Annotated in this window: 15 protein-coding genes; 4 read left to right on the forward strand and 11 right to left on the reverse strand. The window is 59.3% G+C overall.

Annotated features, from left to right (window positions below):
- Positions 1-10: 10 nt before the first annotated feature.
- The 9 genes from hbdH to AC3WRD_RS28875 form a co-directional block, all read right to left on the reverse strand.
- On the reverse strand, positions 11-784 hold the full coding sequence (hbdH, locus tag AC3WRD_RS28835) for a 3-hydroxybutyrate dehydrogenase (protein ID WP_102622258.1): 774 nt from the start codon (positions 782-784) through the stop codon (positions 11-13).
- Positions 785-791: 7 nt separating this feature from the next.
- Positions 792-2183: a GntP family permease gene (locus tag AC3WRD_RS28840; protein ID WP_102622257.1), complete on the reverse strand. Its 1392-nt coding sequence runs from the start codon at positions 2181-2183 to the stop codon at positions 792-794.
- 274 nt (positions 2184-2457) lie between these two features.
- Positions 2458-3873, reverse strand: coding sequence for a sigma-54 interaction domain-containing protein (locus tag AC3WRD_RS28845; RefSeq protein ID WP_102622256.1), 1416 nt, complete (start codon positions 3871-3873; stop codon positions 2458-2460).
- Between the two features lie 40 nt (positions 3874-3913).
- A complete protein-coding gene (locus tag AC3WRD_RS28850) occupies positions 3914-5488 on the reverse strand; it encodes an ABC transporter ATP-binding protein (protein WP_102622255.1) in 1575 nt (524 codons plus the stop codon).
- Positions 5489-5501: 13 nt separating this feature from the next.
- Complete coding sequence (locus tag AC3WRD_RS28855; RefSeq protein WP_102622254.1) at positions 5502-6524, reverse strand: ABC transporter permease; 1023 nt, start codon at positions 6522-6524, stop codon at positions 5502-5504.
- On the reverse strand, positions 6524-7585 hold the full coding sequence (locus AC3WRD_RS28860) for a microcin C ABC transporter permease YejB (RefSeq protein WP_096821570.1): 1062 nt from the start codon (positions 7583-7585) through the stop codon (positions 6524-6526). The genes AC3WRD_RS28855 and AC3WRD_RS28860 overlap by 1 nt, the downstream gene beginning before the upstream one ends.
- The gene (locus AC3WRD_RS28865) at positions 7585-9453 is read right to left on the reverse strand and encodes an extracellular solute-binding protein (RefSeq protein WP_102622253.1); all 1869 of its coding nucleotides are present in this window, start codon (positions 9451-9453) and stop codon (positions 7585-7587) included. The genes AC3WRD_RS28860 and AC3WRD_RS28865 overlap by 1 nt, the downstream gene beginning before the upstream one ends.
- A 135-nt stretch (positions 9454-9588) precedes the next feature.
- On the reverse strand, positions 9589-9870 hold the full coding sequence (locus AC3WRD_RS28870) for a peptidylprolyl isomerase (protein ID WP_041478733.1): 282 nt from the start codon (positions 9868-9870) through the stop codon (positions 9589-9591).
- A 97-nt stretch (positions 9871-9967) separates the two neighbouring features.
- Positions 9968-10837: an esterase/lipase family protein gene (locus AC3WRD_RS28875; protein WP_102622252.1), complete on the reverse strand. Its 870-nt coding sequence runs from the start codon at positions 10835-10837 to the stop codon at positions 9968-9970.
- Between the two features lie 337 nt (positions 10838-11174).
- Here AC3WRD_RS28875 and AC3WRD_RS28880 point away from each other — a divergent pair, with 337 nt between their 5' ends.
- Complete coding sequence (locus AC3WRD_RS28880) at positions 11175-12284, forward strand: hypothetical protein (protein WP_256580671.1); 1110 nt, start codon at positions 11175-11177, stop codon at positions 12282-12284.
- A gap of 47 nt (positions 12285-12331) precedes the next feature.
- On the opposite strand, the gene AC3WRD_RS28885 is transcribed toward AC3WRD_RS28880, so the two are convergent.
- Both AC3WRD_RS28885 and AC3WRD_RS28890 read right to left on the reverse strand, forming a co-directional pair.
- Positions 12332-13408 (reverse strand): 3-deoxy-7-phosphoheptulonate synthase, encoded by a 1077-nt coding sequence (locus AC3WRD_RS28885; RefSeq protein WP_102622251.1) that lies wholly within the window; start codon positions 13406-13408, stop codon positions 12332-12334.
- A gap of 334 nt (positions 13409-13742) precedes the next feature.
- Positions 13743-13871: a hypothetical protein gene (locus AC3WRD_RS28890; protein WP_255261935.1), complete on the reverse strand. Its 129-nt coding sequence runs from the start codon at positions 13869-13871 to the stop codon at positions 13743-13745.
- A 184-nt stretch (positions 13872-14055) separates the two neighbouring features.
- On the opposite strand from AC3WRD_RS28890, the gene AC3WRD_RS28895 reads away from it, so the two are divergent.
- The 3 genes from AC3WRD_RS28895 to uvrC form a co-directional block, all read left to right on the forward strand.
- On the forward strand, positions 14056-14520 hold the full coding sequence (locus tag AC3WRD_RS28895; RefSeq protein ID WP_102622267.1) for a GNAT family N-acetyltransferase: 465 nt from the start codon (positions 14056-14058) through the stop codon (positions 14518-14520).
- A gap of 127 nt (positions 14521-14647) precedes the next feature.
- Positions 14648-15289: a response regulator transcription factor GacA gene (gacA, locus tag AC3WRD_RS28900; protein ID WP_032829778.1), complete on the forward strand. Its 642-nt coding sequence runs from the start codon at positions 14648-14650 to the stop codon at positions 15287-15289.
- Positions 15290-15291: 2 nt separating this feature from the next.
- Positions 15292-16117 (forward strand): excinuclease ABC subunit UvrC (gene uvrC / locus AC3WRD_RS28905; RefSeq protein ID WP_146013110.1); only part of this gene is annotated, 826 nt, incomplete at its 3' end.

Consider the following 16117-nt stretch of genomic DNA (forward strand, 5'->3'; position numbering starts at 1 on the left):
AGTTGAACGTTTACTGCGCGAGCCACCCGCCATCGATATTCCACGCCGCACCACGCACCTGATTGCCGGCCTCGCTGCACAAAAACAGCACCAGTTCACCCAGATGCGCAGGGGTGACGAACTCCAGCGACGGCTGTTTCTCGGCGAGCAGGTCGTGCTGCGCCTGCTGCGGGTCGACACCTTTGGCCGCTCGATCATCGATCTGTTTCTGCACCAGAGGCGTCAGTACCCAGCCCGGACAGATGGCGTTGCAAGTGACATTGCTGGCGGCGGTTTCCAGGCCGACCACCTTGGTCAGGCCGATCACGCCATGCTTGGCCGCTACATACGCGGCCTTACCGGTGGAGCCCACCAGACCGTGTACCGAGGCAATGTTGACGATCCGTCCCCAGCCCTTGTCGCGCATGCCCGGCAGGCTCAGGCGGGTGCTGTGAAACACCGACGACAGGTTGATGGCGATGATCGAGTCCCAACGCTCTACCGGAAACTCTTCAACCGCCGCGACGTGCTGGATGCCGGCGTTGTTGACCAGAATGTCCACGCCACCGAACTCGCGCTCGGCGTAGGCGATCATGTCGGCGATCTGTTCAGGGCTGCTGACGTCTGCCGGGTGATGGCCGACCTTGCCGCCGAACTGCTCGACTTCGGCAATCACCTTCGAAGCATCGCCAAAGCCGTTGAGGATCAGGTTGGCGCCGGCCTTGGCCAACGTCAGCGCAATGCCCAGTCCGATGCCGCTGGTGGAGCCGGTGACCAGTGCGGTCTTGCCAGAAAGAGTCGTCATGAATACCTCACACAATGCCAGTGGCGTAGAAAGTGCCGATTACCACAAAAACCGCCAGGGTCTTGATCAGCGTAATACAGAAAATGTCTTTGTAGGCCTCACGGTGGGTCAGGCCGGTGACCGCCAGCAACGTGATTACCGCGCCATTGTGCGGCAGGGTGTCCATGCCACCACTGGCCATGGCGGCCACGCGGTGCAGCACTTCCAGCGGAATGTTGGCGGCGTGGGCGGCGCTGATGAACTGTTCGGACATCGCTGCCAAGGCAATGCTCATGCCACCCGAGGCGGAACCGGTGATACCGGCCAGCAGGGTCACGGTGATCGCTTCGTTGACCAGCGGATTGGGAATGCTCTTGAGCCAGTCGGCCAGCACCAGAAAACCCGGCAACGAGGCGATGACCGCACCGAAACCGTATTCCGACGCGGTGTTCATTGCCGCCAGCAGTGCACCGCTGACCGCGCTTTTGCTGCCTTCGGCAAGCTTGCTGCGAATCGCCTGAAAACCGAACGCCAGCACCATCAGGATGCCCACCAGCAAGGCTGCCTGCACCGCCCAGATCGCCGTGAGTTTGGCGATTTCGGTGGTTACCGGCGCGGCCATGCCCGGCAGCGCGAGGCTGTGGGTCTTGCCGTACCACTGCGGAATCCACTGGGTGAACAGCAGGTTCATGATACCCACCGCCAGCAGTGGCGACAGCGCCAGCCAGGGGTTTGGCAGTTTCAGATCTTCGGCAGTTTCCGGTTCATTGCGCAGTTCGGTGCCATAGCCTTCGCCGGCGTGCTGAGCCTTGTTGCGTTGACGCTGCAAGAACAGCATGCCGGCGCAGAACACGAAAATCGTGCCGATCAGGCCCAACCAGGGCGCCGCCCACGCGGTGGTGTTGAAGAAGGTGCTGGGGATGATGTTCTGGATCTGCGGTGTGCCGGGCAGGGCGTCCATGGTGAACGAGAACGCGCCGAGGGCGATGGTCGCCGGGATCAGGCGCTTGGGAATGTTGCTCTGGCGGAACATTTCCGCTGCGAACGGATAGACCGCAAACACCACCACGAACAGCGACACGCCGCCGTAGGTGAGCAGGGCGCAGACCAGCACGATCACCAGCATCGCCTGACGGGTGCCGAGCAAGCGAATGGCTGCCGCGACAATCGAACGGGAGAAACCCGACAGCTCGATCAGCTTGCCGAACACGGCGCCGAGCAGGAAGACGGGAAAGTAGAGTTTGATGAAGCCGACCATTTTCTCCATGAACACCCCGGTGAAGGCTGGGGCGACGGCGGACGGGTCGGTGAGCAGGACGGCGCCGAGGGCGGCGATCGGGGCAAAAAGGATAACGCTGTAGCCACGGTAGGCCGCGAGCATCAGCAGCGCGAGGGCTGCCAAGGCGATGATCACACTCATGGTGTGCTCCTTCGATTGTTATTTTTGTGGGTGAAACGGGTGTGGGAAGGGGCTTTAGCGAGAACTGTGCCAGATGATTAAGTTATTGAAATATATGGATTTAATTTGATTTAAGTTGTCGATTTTGAAGATTTCGTCTCTGTTTTGAGACTTTTATGTCTGGGCGGGCGACTTCGCGGGCAAGCCCGCTCTCACAGTTGGACGTTTTTCCCTGTGGGAGTGAGCCTGCTCGCGAAGTTTTCGATCTCGTCCCTTTATGGAGATTTGTGTCTCTTTATTGAGACTCTGCAATCCCCAGCGCAATCATCTTCTTGTACAGCGTCGAACGCCCAAGCCCCAATCGCTCAGCCGCTTCAATCACCTTGCCCTCGCATTGCGCGAGGGTCGATTGAATCAACTGCCGGTCAAAACGCTCCCGAGCCTGGCTGAAGGTCTCGTTGCCTGTTGGCTCTGACACTGACGTCGATGCTCGCTCGACCGGCGTAAACGTACCAATCGCCGCGCGAATGTCGCTCGCCGTCAGCATCAAGTCATCACTGAGCAACGCTGCTCGTTCCAGCACGTTGCGCAATTCGCGAATGTTCCCCGGCCAGGCGTGCTGCCCCAGCAGCTCCAGGGCTTCGCGATTGAGTTCATGCTGGCTGCGCAGCTCTTCAAGAATCGCTTCACTTAGGGCTGGCAAATCGTCCAGCCGTTCACGCAGTGGCGGCACCTGAATCGGCAGCACATTGAGCCGGTAGTACAAGTCGGCGCGGAACTCGCCGCGCTTGATCGCCGCCTCCAGATCCGTCGACGTCGCGGCAATCACCCGCACATCGCTCTGGATCACGTCGTTGGAACCTACGGGTTCGAATTCTTTTTCTTGAAGCACCCGCAACAACTTGCTTTGCAGTGGCAGCGGCATGTCGCCGATTTCGTCGAGAAACAGCGTCCCGCCCTGAGCAATCTGCAATTTGCCGGTGCGGCCCTTGCGGTCGGCACCGGTGAAGGCGCCGGGCGCGGTGCCGAAGAACTCGGCTTCGAGCAGCGCTTCGGGAATCGCCGCGCTATTGATGCTGACGAACGCCTTGTGCGCTCGGGGTGAAGCGCCGTGGATCGCCTGGGCCAGCAACTCCTTGCCGCTGCCGGTCTCGCCCAGCAGCAGAACCGGCGACTCCGCACTCGCGCTGCGACGGGCACGGCGCTTGACCTCCAGGCTGGCCGCGCTGGTGCCGATGAAGTGGGCGAAGTTGTATTTGGTCTGCCGGGCGCGCAGCAACGAGCGGGTCGAGGCCAGCTCTTCCTGCATGCTCAGGTAGCGCTTGAGCATCGGCGACAGGCTGCGCAGTTCATCGAACAGGGCGAAGCCGATGGCGCCGATCACCGATCCCGCGTCGTCATGGATCGGCAGGCGCATCACCACCAGCGGTTCTTTCGGCGTGTCCTGCATGTCCAGCAGAATCGGTCGCCCGGTGCGCACCACTTCACGCAGCAGACTGCCCGGTATCACGCTTTCGCAAGGTTTGCCGATGGCGCCGGCCGCAGAGTCGAGCCCGAAGCGCCGGGCATAGCGCTCGTTCATCCAGACGATGTTGGCGTCGCGGTCGACAATCACCGTGCCTTCGCTCGATTGCTCGATGATCTCGAACAACGAACGGATCGCCAGCGTGCGAACCCGTTGGTAATCCTTGAGGCTTTCAGTGGTGTTCATGGCGGCGTCCATTGGCGGAAGTCAGGTGGCGCGATTATGCCTATCCCGGATGCGCCGCCGCCAACAGCTCTTTGGTATAGGGATGCTGCGGCGAGTCGAACACGTCGTGACTGGCGCCGCGTTCGACCACTTTGCCGTCCTTGATCACGATCATGTCGTGGGCCAGGGCGCGTACCACCGCCAGGTCGTGGCTGATGAACAGGTAGGTCAGGCCATGTTTTTCCTGAAGCTGGCGGAGCAGGGCGACCACCTGTTTCTGCACGGTGCGATCCAGCGCCGAAGTGGGTTCATCGAGCAGGATCAGTGCCGGTTTGAGCACCAGTGCCCGGGCAATGGCGATGCGCTGACGCTGGCCACCGGAAAATTCGTGGGGGTAGCGATGACGGCTGTCGGGGTCGAGGCCGACTTCCTTGAGCACCCGAATCACCTGTGCGTCGCACTCATCGGCGGTGGACTGGCAGTGTACCTCCAGCCCTTCGCTGATGATCTGTGCCACCGACATGCGCGGGCTGAGGCTGCCGAAGGGGTCTTGAAACACTACCTGCATCTGCCGGCGCCATGGGCGCATTTGCTTCTGGTTCAGGTCATCGAGGGACTGGCCCTGAAAGCGGATGCTGCCTTCGGAATCGAGTAAGCGCAGGATTGCCTGACCCAGCGTTGACTTGCCCGAGCCGGATTCACCGACGATGCCCAACGTTTTGCCACGCTGGATGTTCAGGCTGATACCGTCAACGGCACGCAGGTATTGCTTGCGCTGGAACAGCCCGCCGCCGACCGCGAAGTCGACCCGCAGATCTTCAACTTCCAGCACGTTTTCCCGTTCATCCCGGGGAAGCGCTTCACCCTCAGGTTCAGCATTGAGCAACACGCAGCTATAGGGGTGTTTCGGCTCTGTAAACAGGGTTTCGCACGGTGCCTGCTCAACGATTTCCCCGGCCTTCATCACGCATACCCGCTGGGCGATGCTGCGCACCAGATTGAGATCGTGGCTGATCAGCAGCAGCGACATCCCAAGCCGTTGTTGCAGGGATTTGAGCAGCACCAGAATCTTGCGCTGCACGGTGACGTCGAGGGCCGTGGTCGGCTCGTCGGCGATCAACAGTTCCGGTTCGCAGGCCAGGGCCATGGCGATCATGACGCGTTGTCGCTGGCCGCCGGACAATTGGTGGGGGTAAGCCTTCAACCGTTCTTTCGGTTTCTGGATGCCAACCAGTTCGAGTAGTTCGAGAATGCGTTTCTGCGCCTCTTTGCCGCCCAGGCCTCGGTGCAGCAGCAGGGTTTCGCCAATCTGCTTTTCGATGGTGTGCAGCGGGTTGAGCGAGGTCATCGGCTCCTGGAAGATCATCGCGATGCGGTTGCCCCGCAAGTCGCGCAAGGTCTTGGGATCAGCTCCCACCAGCTCCTGGCCGCGATAGCGAATGCTGCCGGTGGTCTGGGCTTCGCTGTCCGGGAGCAGTTGCAGGATCGAGTGGGCTGTCACCGATTTGCCCGACCCCGACTCGCCGACCAGTGCCAGACACTCGCCGGGGCGGATGTCCAGGCACAGATTGCGCACCACGGTCTGGCCATTGAAGGCGACGCTGAGGTCACGGATTTCGATCAGGTTGTCAGTCATTTCAAGGATCCGTTCATGAGCGCGGGTCAAAGGCATCGCGCAACGCTTCGCCGATAAATACCAACAAGGACAGAATCAACGCGAGGGTGAAAAACGCCGTCAATCCCAGCCACGGTGCTTGCAGGTTCTGTTTGCCCTGGCCGATCAACTCGCCCAGCGACGCACTGCCGGCGGGCATGCCGAAACCCAGGAAATCCAGCGCGGTCAGGGTGGAAATCGCCCCGGTCAGAATGAACGGCAGGTAGCTCAACGTGGCATTCATCGCATTGGGCAGGATGTGCCGGAAGATCACCTTGCGGTCGGTCAGGCCCAGCGCCCGCGCAGCCTTGACGTATTCGAGGTTGCGCCCGCGCAGGAATTCGGCCCGTACCACATCCACCAGCGCCAGCCATGAAAACAGTGCCATGATCCCCAGCAGCCACCAGAAGTTCGGCTCGACAAACCCCGACAGAATGATCAGCAGGTACAGCACCGGCAGCCCCGACCAGACTTCGAGCAGACGCTGACCGAGCAAGTCGATCCAGCCGCCGTAATAGCCTTGCAGGGCGCCGGCCGCGATGCCGATCAGGGCGCTGACAAAGGTCAGCATCAGCGCGAACAGGATCGACACTCGCGCGCCGAAAATCACCCGTGCCAGTACGTCCCGCGCCTGATCGTCGGTGCCCAGCCAGTTGACCGAAGTCGGTGGGCTCGGCGCCGGTTTGTTGAGGTCGTAGTTCGGTGTGTCATCACTGAACGGGATCGGCGGAAACAGCAACCAGCCACCGTCCTTGCGGATCAGATTCTGGACGTAGTCGCTGCGGTAATCGGCCTGGAACGGCAACTGGCCGCCAAATTCCTGTTCGGTGTGGCGCTTGAACACCGGGAAATACCACTGGCCCTGATAGCTGACGACCAGCGGTTTGTCGTTGGCGATCAGTTCGCCACCGAGGCTGATCACGAACAGACCAATGAACAACCACAGCGACCACCAGCCCCGACGGTTTTTCTTGAAGCGTTCGAAACGGCGACGGCCCAGAGGCGAGAGCTTGAACATCAGGCATTCCTCGCGGCGAAGTCGATGCGCGGATCGACCAGCGTGTAGCACAGGTCGCCGATCAGTTTTATCAGGAGGCCGAACAGGGTGAAGATGAACAGCGAACCAAACACCACCGGATAGTCGCGGGATACGGCCGCTTCGTAGCTCATGCGCCCAAGGCCGTCGAGGGAGAAAATCACCTCGATCAGCAACGAGCCGGCGAAGAACACACTGATGAACGCCTGGGGGATGCCCGACACCACCAGCAACATCGCGTTGCGAAACACATGGCCATACAGCACCCGGCGTTCGCTCAGGCCTTTGGCGCGGGCGGTGACCACGTACTGACGGGTGATTTCATTGAGGAACGAGTTCTTGGTGAGGATGGTCAGGGTCGCGAAGCCACCAATCACCAGTGCAGTGACCGGCAGAACAAGGTGCCAGAAGTAGTCGGCAACCTTGCCCAGCGTCGACAGCGACTCGAAGTTGTCCGAAACAAGCCCGCGCACCGGAAACCAGTTCAGCGACGTACCGCCGGCAAACACAACGATCAGAAACATCGCGAACAGAAACGCCGGCATCGCGTAACCGATGATGATCGCCGTACTGCTCCAGATATCGAAATGACTGCCGTGGTGCACGGCTTTGCGAATGCCCAGCGGGATCGATACCAGATAGGTGATCAGCGTCGCCCACAACCCGAGGGAAATGGTCACCGGCATTTTCTGCAGGATCAGGTCGGTGACCGTGGCGCCCCGGAAGAAGCTCTTGCCGAAATCCAGCTGCGCGTAGTTCTTGAGCATCAGCCACAGGCGTTCATGGGCCGGTTTGTCGAAGCCGTACTGTTTTTCGATGTCCTTGATCAGCTGCGGATCAAGGCCCCGGCTGGCGCGGGAGGTGCTGCTCATGGTTTCGCTTGCACCACCGCCGACATTGGCGCCACCGATGCCTTGCAAATGAGCGATGGCCTGTTCCACCGGACCGCCAGGGGCGGCCTGGATGATCACGAAGTTGACCAGCAGAATGATCACCAGGGTCGGGATGATCAGCAGCAGACGCCGCAGTATGTAAGCCCACATCAGTGCGGCCCTCCGGGTCTGCCACGGCTGATCTTCTCGGCCGTCATCTGCTGGTTGGTCAGCGGCGTGCTGCTGATTTCCCACCAGCTCTCGATCGCTTCGTCATTGCTCGCCTGCACGGTCGGGATGCCGAAGCGGTTCCACCAGACGGTCGAGGTGCCGGGCGGGTAATAATTGGGGATCCAGTAGTAGTTCCATTGCAGCACCCGGTCCAGCGCGTGGGCGTAATGCAGCATATCTGGCTGGGTCGAGGCGCGGATCAGACCATTGATCAAGGTGTCGACCGCCGGGTTTTTCAGCACCATGTAGTTGTTGGCGCCGGGATCGTTGGCCGAGGCGGACCCGAAGTAGTTGAGCAGTTCACCACCGGGTGAGGTGGTGACCGGGTAGCCCGTGACAATCATGTCGTAATCGCGGCTCATCAGCCGGTTGACGTATTGCGAGGAGTCGATGCGGCGGATATCGAGATTGATGCCGATCTGTTTCAACGTGCGCTTGTAGGGCAGCAGCAGTCGGTCCATGCCGTTCTGGCTGACCAGGAAGGTGAAGCTCAGCGGCTCGCCCTGCGCGTTGACCAATTGGTCGCCGTCGGGTTTCCAGCCCGCCTGTTCAAGCAGTTCGAGTGCCTGAAGCTGCTTGTCACGGATCAGTCCGCTGCCGTCGGTTTTCGGCGCCTCGAAGACCTTCGTGAATACCTCGTCGGGGATTTGTCCGCGCAGTGGTTCAAGGATCTTCAGTTCGGCGGCGTCTGGCAGTTCACTGGCAGCGAGGGCGCTGTTGGAAAAGTAACTCTGCTGGCGGATGTACATGTTGCGCATCATCTGCCGGTTGCTCCATTCGAAGTCCCAGAGCATGGCCAGGGCCTGACGTACGCGGCGGTCCTGGAACATCGGTTTTTGCAGGTTGAACACGAAGCCCTGGGCCGATTGCGGCGCCTCGGTTGCCAGGTGAGCCTTCTGCAGGCGCCCGTCGCTCAGGGCCGGGCTGTCGTAGCCGATCGAGTAGCCGGTAGCGGAAAATTCGCGGTTGTAGTCGTAGGCGCCGCCGCGCAACACCTGGCGGGCGACATCGGTGTCGCCGAAGTACTCGATGCTGAAGTGATCGAAATTGTAGAGCCCGCGGCTGACCGGCAAGTCCTTGCCCCACCAGTCGCCATTGCGCTCGAAGGTGATACTGCGTCCGGAGTCGACTTTTCCGACTCGGTACGGGCCGCTGCCCAGCGGAGGTTCATAGCCGCCACCGCCAGCGAAATCCCGGGTCTTCCACCAATGCTCGGGAAACACCGGCAGGGTTGCGATATCCAGCGGCAAGGTGCGGTTTTCATTGCTTTTGAAATCGAAGCGCACGGTGAGCGGCGCCTCGACTTCGACGCCTTTGACGTCGGCGAACTGGGTGCGATAGCGCAGGCTGCCCTGGGTCATCAGCAAGTCGTAGGTGTAGCGCACGTCTTCGGCGGTGATCGGTTTGCCGTCGGCGAAGCGTGCCTTGGGGTTGATGAAGAAGCGTAGGGACAAACCGTCCTCGGAACGCTCCATCTTTTGTGCCACCAGTCCGTAGACGGTGTAGGGCTCGTCCATCGAACGCTGGGCCAGCGGGGAATACAGCAGGCCATCGATCTGGGTGACGCCGATGCCTTTGTCGATATAGGGCAGGACATGGTCGAAGTGACCGATTTCGATCGCCGAGCGACGCATCGTTCCGCCTTTGGGGGCCTGCGGATTGGTGTAGTCGAAGTGACTGAAATTGGCCGGGTACTTTGCCGGTTCGCCGTAAACGGTCAATGCATGCTGCGGTGCAGCGCTCACACCGGCGGCGCTCAGCAGCAGAGCCACGGCAGTGAACATCAAAGTGGAGAAAGCCAGTCGCATTGTCAGCCTTAGAGCCGGGTAATCGATAAGCGCAATTTGTACGCGAGCGCAGCGCTGTTCGCCAGTCGCGTGGTGTAACCAAAACACAACGGCCCGCCATCTGGCGGGCCGTTACACAGCTCAGCGGACGAAGGATCAGTCCTGACGGCTGGTGACTTCCAGCAGGTGATAACCGAACTGGGTCTTGACCGGGCCCTGGACGACATTGATCGGGGCGCTGAAAACCACGGTATCGAATTCCTTGACCATCTGGCCCGGGCCGAACGAGCCCAGATCACCGCCCTGACGGCTGGACGGGCAGGTGGAGTTGGCTTTGGCGACTTCAGCGAAATCGGCGCCGGCTTCGATCTGGGCCTTGAGTTCGTTGCACTTGTCTTCGCTGGAAACCAGGATGTGGCGGGCGGTGGCTTTAGCCATGGGAAAAATCTCCAATCAAATCAGTAAAGGGTGGAGCCTACCGGATTCAGTGGCCGATTTCTCGGCAAAGTTCCGTTCGGCTGTTTGAGGCCGGCTCTCAGAGATTAGCTGCCTGCAGGCGCAAGGCGTGCTCGACGTACAACTGGATCGAATCGGCTGAGCCGGCAGGCTCACCGGTGGCCCGACGCAAGCTGCGCAAGTGATCAAATGGGTAGTCGGAACGGATCACGGTGCCCAGATGAGAGCTGAAGCGGCCGACAATCCCGTCGTTCTGGCCGGGCTCGGTGATGAAGTACTGCGACAGCGACCGGCAAATGCCATGAACAGGATCGAATGTTTGCAGATTCATTTCCGGCACAACGCCGCTCCAGGAATAGTAGCGGACGCCATTGACCCTCTCGGCTCCCTGCGCGCCCCAGCTCTCTGGCAGGGCTTGCGGATATTTGTCATTGAAATCCCCGACCCCTTCGGTCGTCAGTGCATTCAATGCGGCCAGCGCATTTTTCGGCAGGACTGTGGTTCCACCGAGCAGGCATAGAAGGTCGGAAAACAGGGTGGCCACATTCTGCGCAACGTTCTCCGGCAACCTTCCGGGAATCAGTGCCTTGCGCAAGAAATCCGCGAGCTCCGAGCCGTGGTTCGGTCCACTGACCGAAGTCACGGAAGCAACCCTTTGCGGGGCAACCGCTGCGGCATAGCGAGCCGCCAATGCGCCCTGACTATGACCGATCAGGTTGACTTTGCTCGCACCTGTGCCTCTGAGCACAGAATCAATCTGCCCGAGCAGTTGTTTGCCTCGTACTTCATTGTCATGAATGGCTGACAGGTGCGGCACGAACACCTGTACGCCGACGGCCTTCAGCGCCTGTTTGACGTCGTGGAACAGCTCAAAAGGGCCGATGTGCTCGAATCCGAACAGACCGTGCACCAGCAGGATGGGATAAAGAGTTGTGGCATTTCGTTGCATTTTTCATCCTTGATCGCAGAACTTCATCGATATTTACACGGTGCCACTCTAAAACAGCCGTGGAGCTCACGATGTATGAAGAGTCCCGGTTCAGCACCGGAAACTGGATCAGCACCTGAACGAAACTTCCCTGATGTTTGAAGTCCAGATCGGAATGTTTGGACATCTCCTGCGTTGCCCCATGTGTTTTTCCTGCCGTTGCCTACTTCATGTGATGCACTTGCCCGCGTTCTGCACAGCGAACGGACGACATTAAATTGTTGATGAAGCGGCTTGAATAGAGGCTCTTCGACGCAGCAAGCCAGCTGCAGGGTATTTCCAGGGAATGGAGCTACGAATGAATACGCAGAACGCGCAGGAAGCAACGCAAGGCAACGCTTTGGTCGCAACAATGATCGAGTCATCCGGGCAGTCTTGCAGTCATGAGCCGGTTGACTCACTGCCCGCAGTCACCCTCGACGCTGTGGAGGATGCGGTTCTTGATCCCTCGCGGAACAAGGTCGTCGTGCGGATTGCGCCTTATCCCGATATGGCTTGCGGCGACAGGGTGGTATTGAGCTGGCACGGTCTTGATATCGAGGGCATGCCGTACCGAAACGAAGGCGTTCGATTCATCAGCGAAGCCCAGTTGGGAAAGGAAATTGTATTTGTCGTCAGAAACCCTCACATCGCGGCATTGGACGGCGGATCACTGGAGGTCTTCTGGACATTGACCAGCGCTTCAAGGCCGATGCCGGTGACCTCCGCTCGAGAACGACTGGATGTCGGAGATGTTCGTTACAGTCTGCTGCCGGCCATCATTGATGATGCTGTCGGAGGGAGTCTTGAGCCTGCGCGTGTCATCGATGGAACCACGGTCACCCTGCAGCCTTACGCCGGAATGACAGCGGGAGACCGGGTGGCGTTGATCTGGCAAGGTCCCGTAGAGCACGCTTCCTTTCGGGACTGTCTGATCGTCGAATCCTTTGCTGTTGGAGAGCCGCTGGTATTCGGTGTCAACCCACAATTCATCGCCCCGCACCTGGGTGGAGAGGTGGTGGTTCAGTACTGCATAGAACAGAAAAGTGGTGCGATTCGTGAGTCAGGGGTTATGCGAGTCAACATTGCTCCGCTGGTGCGGGGCGAACTGGCCGCGCCACAAGTATTGGAGGCGGAAGGCAGCGTGCTCGACGTAAAGGACACGATTGACGGTGTCAGTGTGGTGATCGGCAATGCGCAGCTGGAGGTTGGAGAGCTGGTTTATCTCAAGTGCGATGGAGAGTTCTTCTTTCATCGTGATGATCGGGAAATCAGCAGCGGGATGGAAGTTGAGCCGATCGTCTTTATCGTTCCCCATCGATTCTGGCGTGAACACATCAATACGGTCGTGCGTGTGTCTTATTCCGTCGAGCGACTGGACGATGTCAGCCAGGTTTCCGAGGGTGTCTTGTTGCACGTACAGGAATGATCAAACAGCCTTCCGCGCGTATCTGCTACGGAAGGCTGCTTTTGCAATCAAGGCAGAGGTTGTGTCCGAAGGCGGTCGGCTGCATTGAGCAGCAGGTGTTCCGTGGCACTGAAGCCCAGGCAGCCATCGGTCACGGAAACGCCGTAACGCAACGACTCGCTCAGAGGCTGGCATCCTTCGAACAGGTGCGACTCGATCATCATGCCGACCAGTGAGCGATCGCCTTGCAGGCGTTGTTCCAGCACATCGTTGAATACTTCCGGCTGACGCAGAGGGTCCTTGCCGCTGTTGGCGTGACTGCAATCGACCATGATCCGGCTCGGGATTTTCAGGCGGCTCAGTTCGGTATGGATTCGGGAAACGCTGGCGCGGTCGTAGTTCGGCCCGTGATGGCCGCCGCGCAGGACCAGGTGCGTGTCCGGGTTGCCCGAAGTCGGAATGATTGCCGGATGGCCCTGGCTGTCTACGCCGAAATGACGATGTGGATGAGCCGCTGAGCGCATTGCGTCGACGGCAATGGATACTCCGCCATCGGTGCCGTTCTTGAAGCCGACTGGCATGCTGAGTCCGCTGGCCATCTCGCGATGAATCTGTGATTCGGTTGTTCGCGCACCGATGGCAACCCAACTGAGCAGGTCGTCGAAGTAGCCAGCAGCCATGGGTTGCAGAAGTTCGGTGGCAACAGGCAGGCCGAGGCGGATCATTTCCAGCATCAGTTCGCGTGACAACGTCAGGCCGGCGGCCATGTCGTCGCTGCCGTCCAGATGGGGATCGTAAGCGAGACCTTTCCAGCCGACGGTGGTGCGGGGTTTTTCGACGTAGGCACGCATCACGAGCAGCATTTCCTGACTGACGTCGTTGGCCAGTCGGGCAAGTTTTTCGGCGTATTCGAGTGCTGATTCGGGATCGTGAATGGAGCAAGGGCCAACAACGACCAGCAAGCGGTGGTCTTCGCCGTTGAGAATGGCGCGGATGGCCTGGCGGTGATTGGCAACCTGCTGGTTCAAGGCATTGCTCAGGGGCAATTGCTGCTTGAGTTGCAGCGAACTGGGCAGACGCAGGGTCAATGCTTCGTTGGCCGGGTTCAGGGTGGACAGTGGCAGAGCAGAAACGGACGAGTTCATATTCGGTCTTCCTGGGCTGGTCGCGGGTCTTTCCCGCCGACTCGGCCCTATTGGGGTGTTCGACAGTTGGCCGTATTGGCTACATGTGTTGGCTTGCCACCTGTGGGTGACCGATCGGAGGCGGCAGGCTGTCCCGAGCGGAGGCTGCTAAATCGCCAGGCGGTAAAACTGTCGTAGCGGTAATAAGTGGCGTAGTTCATGTCGTGATTCCTCAAATGTCTGGTGTGTCGCTGAAAGTTCAGGGCCTGAAAAAACAAAACCCCCGGTCGGGAGGCCGACCGGGGGTTGAGAATTCTCTGGTAGGCGACCCGTCTATATGGGCGCCGTGTGGGTATCAGGCGCGCCAGTGGCTAAACCAATACCCAAAATAAAAGCTGGCTGGAGCGCAAATGTTGTTCACGCGCGCAGCCGCAACCGAGCGCTGGGCGCTGGTGGCAAGAAGCTGTGCAAGGGCGTTGAACATGATGTGTCTCCGATGAATGCGCCGAGCTTACTAGAGCCTGATGCGCGTCAGCAATCAGAAAATGCTATTGAAGGTACAAGACGTCCTCTATCGGTTGAGCCTTCGGCAAGCTATGACACACTCTGCCGTTTTCAGCGGTTCAAGGTTGAGTCGCGTCGAGGTTGGCATCAGGGGAGGGCAAGGCATGAAGGTGGTGGATGTGCAAACAAGGTTTCATTTGCGACCGGCGACGCCCGATGACCTGTCGTTTACGCGAGAAATCACTTGCCAGAACATGCTCCGCTATTACATCAGCTACGATCTGCTGTGGCAGGACGAAGCTTTCGATATCGCCTGGGCCGGGCGCGAAAACTGGATGATCGAATGCGAAGGCAGGCCAGTAGGTTATTTCAGCCTCAGTCGTGATGCCCGCGCGTTGTACATTCGCGAGTTACAGGTCTGCGGGGGATTTCAGGGACAAGGTGCAGGTTCCTGGGCGATCGATCAGATTGTTGCAATTGCGCACCTTGAACGTCGCCCGGCATTGCGTCTGACAGTGTTCAAGAACAATCCGGCGCAAAACCTGTATCGCAGAAAGGGAATGGTTGTGCAGGGCGAGGACGAGTGTTTCCTGAGGATGCATCTCGAATTCAGTACACGTGTGCTCTGAAACGCACGGCCGGCAAGCCCTGAATGATGAATTGAAACTTTTTATATGCTGCTTGCCGCTAGGTCTGTCTGGCACTTTTTGCTAAGGTGTCCGGCATCCCAATAAGACCATATCGCGAGGTGTCTGCTTGATTAGGGTGCTAGTGGTCGATGACCATGATCTCGTTCGTACGGGCATTACACGGATGCTGGCCGATATCGATGGCCTGCAAGTGGTTGGCCAGGCCGAGTCCGGGGAAGAATCCCTTATCAAGGCCCGTGAGCTGAAGCCAGACGTGGTGCTGATGGACGTCAAGATGCCTGGCATCGGCGGCCTGGAAGCCACGCGCAAACTGTTGCGCAGCCATCCGGACATCAAGGTGGTTGCAGTCACCGTGTGCGAAGAAGATCCGTTTCCTACCCGATTGCTGCAGGCGGGAGCCGCGGGTTACCTGACCAAGGGTGCTGGATTGCCGGAAATGGTACAGGCCATCCGCCTGGTCTTTGCCGGTCAGCGCTACATCAGTCCGCAGATTGCCCAGCAACTGGCGATCAAGTCCTTCCAGCCAACCAACGACTCTCCGTTCGATGCCTTGTCGGAGCGGGAAATCCAGATTGCCTTGATGATTGTCGGGTGCCAGAAGGTGCAGATCATTTCCGACAAATTGTGCCTGTCGCCAAAAACCGTAAACACCTACCGTTATCGCATTTTCGAGAAGCTTTCGATCAGCAGTGATGTCGAGCTGACGCTTCTGGCAGTTCGTCACGGCATGGTTGATGCCAGCCTCTGACCATGACTGAAACATTCGATTCCGGCGCCTTCCTGTCGACTGTCAGCGGGCGCCCCGGCGTTTACCGCATGTTCGACAGCGATGCGCGTCTGTTGTACGTCGGCAAGGCCAAGAATCTGAAGAAGCGCCTGGCCAGTTACTTTCGAAAAACCGGACTGGCACCTAAAACCGCCGCGCTGGTCGGGCGAATCGCCCAGGTCGAAACTACCATTACCGCTAACGAAACCGAAGCCCTGCTGCTTGAGCAAACGCTGATCAAGGAGTGGCGGCCGCCGTACAACATCCTGTTGCGCGACGACAAGTCTTATCCGTATGTGTTTCTGTCTGACGGACAATTCCCTCGCCTGAGCATTCATCGCGGTGCCAAGAAGGCCAAGGGTAAGTACTTCGGGCCTTATCCGAGTGCAGGGGCAATTCGCGAAAGCCTCAGCCTTCTGCAGAAGACATTCTTTGTACGTCAGTGCGAAGACAGCTACTACAAGAACCGGACGCGTCCGTGCCTGCAGTACCAGATCAAACGCTGCAAGGCTCCCTGTGTCGGGCTGGTCGAGCCCGAGGTGTACGCCGAAGACGTGCGGCACTCGGTGATGTTCCTCGAGGGGCGCAGTCATGCACTGACAAATGAACTGTCCACGGCGATGGAAGAGGCTGCAATCAATCTCGAGTTCGAGCGCGCTGCGGAGCTGCGCGATCAGATTGCATTGCTGCGTCGGGTTCAGGATCAGCAGAGCATGGAAGGCGGGACTGGCGATATCGATGTGATCGCAGCTTTCGTCAACCCCGGTGGCGCCTGCGTGCATTTGATCAGCGTGCGGGGAGGGCGGGTTC

The organism is Pseudomonas sp. FW215-R2 (assembly GCF_058789255.1).